The 4,153-nt window shown below is 56.4% G+C and carries 2 protein-coding genes; both read right to left on the reverse strand.

The genetic code is table 11. From position 1 onward, the window contains the following. Positions 1-359, reverse strand: a 359-nt coding sequence (locus I55_RS14820) for a TonB-dependent receptor plug domain-containing protein (RefSeq protein WP_044561362.1), incomplete at its 3' end; no start/stop codon positions are given. A gap of 313 nt (positions 360-672) precedes the next feature. Continuing rightward, a complete protein-coding gene (locus I55_RS14825) occupies positions 673-3,603 on the reverse strand; it encodes a DNA methyltransferase (RefSeq protein ID WP_044561363.1) in 2,931 nt (976 codons plus the stop codon). Between the last annotated feature and the right edge of the window lie 550 nt (positions 3,604-4,153).

Raw genomic sequence — 4,153 nt, forward strand, 5'->3', positions numbered from 1 at the left:
AAGCCGCGCGCGCTGAAATAGGTGCGGTTGGTCTCCACTTCCTGCACGTTGATGCCGGTGGTGCTGGCCAGCACGTCGTTCACCGTGCGCAGGCCGAAATCGTTCATCTGGTCGCGGGTGATGACGGTGACCGACTGCGGCGTCTCCTTCAGCGACAGCGGCAGCTTGGTGGCGGCGGCCGTGGACTTGACGGTGTAGGACCCGCTGCCCTCGGTCACGTCCTCGCGCCGGCCGGTGATGACCACCTCTGGCGTGGCGGACTGGTCCGCCAAGGCGTCGTCAGGGGCCGCCGGCGCCGCCAGCGCCCCCAGGGGCGAGGTGGTGGCCAGCAGCGTGAGGCACAGGGCGCGGATCTTCAACGGTTCCTCCCGGGAATGGGGTGTCAACGAAATGTCTCGCGGCCCCTGTAACGGCGTTACGGGGTTATTGCAAGTCATTCTCGTTATCGTTTTTAACTTTCCCGGTAAATGTGGCGGCGGGCGCGCAGATGGGTGCACATCTGTGCGCTGTCGCATAAAGTGGGAGCGGCTGACGCATAACGTGAGAATCAGTGTAATCTCTCACGTTATGAGTGGGGTTGGTGTAGACTCTGATATCGGTTTTGGAACTGGCCGCGATAGTTGCAAGTAACCCGCTCGCGTTTAATTGAGTTGGCTGAAGGCTCGCGCCCAATCACCTTAGTTGCCGGGAAGCGCGTTGGCGATTGAGGTGGAAGAGGCGGTCTAGGACCTCATCGTTGGTCAACTCGCCGGTGCGCCAGTCGTTACCCCAGCCATAAGCATTGGCCACTGCCGCGTCGAGTGCGGCGTGGGCGTGTGCCAACCATTGAGGGCCAATATTATAAAGGTTGGTGAGCGTGCGCTTCTTCAATTCCTTCGCGGCTTCCTCGTCCTTCGGCAACATGCGATCAGGATAGCCCGGCACAACCTCGGGTGTGCGCACGATCAGGTTGGTGGGATTGAGCCAGTTCTCGCGCAATTCGTTGAGGCGGTCCGCCGCCGCCGCGATAGCCCGAGCGCGGGGATCGGTCGCATAGGCGGCGGCTGGAAGATCGGGCGTCAGGCCTTCAGGGAAGGGAAAAGTGTCGTAGATGGCTTCACGATTGTACCGACGCTGATTGCCGACACCCATCTTATTGCCTAGCCGTGTGCTCCATGCTTCGTGGAAACGCGAATGCAGAATGCCAAAATGTGTGGAGTCATCACGAGCGATAATAACGAGGTTATTGTCAGGTAACGTTGGGAGTCGGAGCCATAAGAAGATGCGGTGTTCCGACGTCATTGGGGTCACAATGTATCTGTTTAGCTGACTTAGCTGCGAGCGCACCTCTGGGCGCGGCCAGTAGGTTGTCCACCATTCCTTCCGGGGGTGTAAATCTCGTGCTTTTGAGCGAACATCTGGAAGGCGTGGCGAGATAGGATCGTCTGGATCATAAGGCGCATGACTGAGATATTCAAAGGGGGCTTCCCAGAGCGATGCTTCCTCCTCCGAAAGGCCTCGGGGAAAGTCGATAAACCAAATATCCCTTCGAGATGTCGTTATATCTCGCCCATTACAAGCAGGTCTCAGAATATCTGAATTAGGGCGGCCATTGGGATTTAAAGGCAGAGCGAGCCAACTTCTGGCAATTTGGCCAGATACGTCGAATGGTCCACTCTTCTGAACACCGACGAATCCGACCCCACGATTTTCTTGAAGAGCTGGCAGGGCGGAGATATTGATACCGGTTGTTAAGTCCGGATTTATGTGTGTTACAGCCTGACCATTGAGTGTGGTTGATGGGTGTGGCTCAACTCGATTTTGAAAACACACGAGTGCCACGCGCACGGCTGCACCGTCCACTACCCAGGCTTCATCAGACCATGCATCAAAAAGGGTCGCGGTATCAGCGATACGATAAAGAACGGGCAGATTGGTATTCTTCGCAATCGAATTGGTTGCAACCAGACCAACCCTCTTAGTCAGACCATTGGCGATTTGGGCTCTAGCCTTCTCGAACCAGTAACAGACCAAATCAGTAAATCCAGGCAGCCGATCATAAAATACCCTGCGCAGCGCCGCCGTTTCGGCGACGCCTAGCGATCGCTTCATCATTTTCGCGCCAAGGAACGGCGGATTTCCTATGATCACGTCTGCTGCAGGCCACACCGCCTCGCTGCCATCTACGTTGAGTATCGCGTCGCGGCACTCGATCGTTTCAAGTGGCCGCAGGATCGGATTCTTTGCCGCGTCGAAGCCGTTCCGGCGCATCCATTGAATTTCACCAATCCAGACTGAGACGCGTGCTAGCTCAGCGGCATAGGGGTTAAGTTCGATTCCCAACACGCATTCCGGCCCCACTCGCGGGAAGCCACGAGGCAAACCAAGCGCTTCAGCGTCAAGATTGGCACGGTGTTCAATATCCTTGAGGGCGCGCAAGGCAACATAAAGGAAATTGCCCGATCCGCAGGCCGGATCGAGCACCCTGAATGTAGCTAGCCGCTCGACGAAGGCGGAATGGATTGCAGCCGCTTGGTCCTGAATCCGCTCACCTTTGCGCTTCTCAGCGGGAGTTAACAATCGATTCTCCGTCCGTCGGGGTGCGCTTTCGACTAACGAGGTTATCTTCGCCAACGCGTCGGCCCATTCGGCTTCAAGTGGCGCGATGATCGTCGGCCGCACGATCATCATGATCTTCTCGCGATCAGTGTAGTGCGCGCCCAACTGACTGCGCTTGGCGGGATCGAGTCCGCGCTCGAACAAAGTGCCAAGAATCGAGGGATCAATCTGTGACCAGTCGCGGCCTGCGGCCTTCAATAATGCTTCAATGTCGTCGTTACTTATCGGTAGGATATGATCGTTTTCGAACAAACCACCGTTGAACCATTCGATTGCAGTAAATCCGACTTTGCCGCCCCGGCGTGCCATTGCGCCGAACAGCATGCGGGCATTTTCGGCGAATTCGATTGGATTGTGCCTGCTAACCTCGAGCATCTTGGTGAATAATTTGTCGGGCAATAGGCCTGCATTTTGGGCAAACAAACAGAACACCAGCCGATTGACAAAGTGCGCAACCTGGTGTGCTTCGTGACCCCGGTCACGCAGGCGTTGCGCGAGCCCGGCGAATTCGCCAGCGGTCTCCTCGGTTAGTTCCTGCCGGGATTTTTTCGGCCTGAATGCCTCAGGATCGAGGAATATTGCTTTCAGTCGGTCACGTACCGCACCGTCAATGAGGTCCTCGAGTGCGAACTCATGTTTTTCCTGTACACTGTTGGTCCAGTTAGTTCGAACAATAATCCGGTCCATGTCGGATACGATCAGAAGCGGCGGATTTTCCAGCGCTACAGCATATTGCAGGAGTTGCTTATAAGCTCGGTCTAGGTTGGCGTGCCTCCCTTTGTACTCCCAAGCGAAACACCCTTTGCGCCAAACGTCGGCCCAACCTTCGCCCCCGCTTATTTTGCTGGCGCCCTTCTCGAAGGTGAACCATATACCTGTAGGGTCGGCCGAGATGGGATCAAGGACGCCGAGTAGCGCACATAGATCGTTGAAATGGCTCTGGGAAGCGCTACGCTCCTTGAGTTCGACGTGGCGCCATTTGGCAAAGAAATCGCGTGGAGTCATGTAGGCCCTATCGAGAATGACGGGAAATAAGGCCTGCAGCCGAATTGCCCCCGCCTTTGTAGCCGATTTGATCGACCAGGCAATCGCCCGTTTGTGCGAGAGATAGGGGTTATCTGGAATTGAGCCTTTCCGACGAAATGGCTGAAACAGGCACTAAGCAAATCTCGCCGATATTTGGGCAGCGGTCTTCTCTCGCAGTTGCGGTGCGGCGCTAGATTTTTGCACTATTTGGTGAAAATCTAGTTAAAATATGCAATAAGCCGGGCTGAAGTTTGGCGGTTCGCCTCACCCTTCATTCTGAGCTTATTCGCTATCTCACACCATTTGTAAGGCGCGCGGACCATCAACCCAGGTCGCGCGTTGCCTGCAGGGTTGGGCGAGTGGCCTTCTCCACCCAGGCGATGCCGCCAGCAGGGCCTTCAGGGGCTCGTGTTCCTTGATTTGGAGACTCACGCCGCCCTGACCGTTCCCAGGAAGCGCTCCACCGCGCCGGTCAGCACGTCGGCGTGTTCCGCCAGCTTGCCGGAAGTGCCCTTGATCTGGGTGGCGG

It is taken from the genome of Azospirillum sp. B4, from assembly GCF_000333275.1.
Classification (GTDB): Bacteria; Pseudomonadota; Alphaproteobacteria; order Azospirillales; family Azospirillaceae; genus Nitrospirillum.

Excerpts from the sequence above, each read along its gene's own strand:
- I55_RS14825 (WP_044561363.1), bottom strand. The coding sequence starts at position 3,603 with ATGACTCCACGCGATTTCTTTGCCAAATGGCGCCACGTCGAACTCAAG.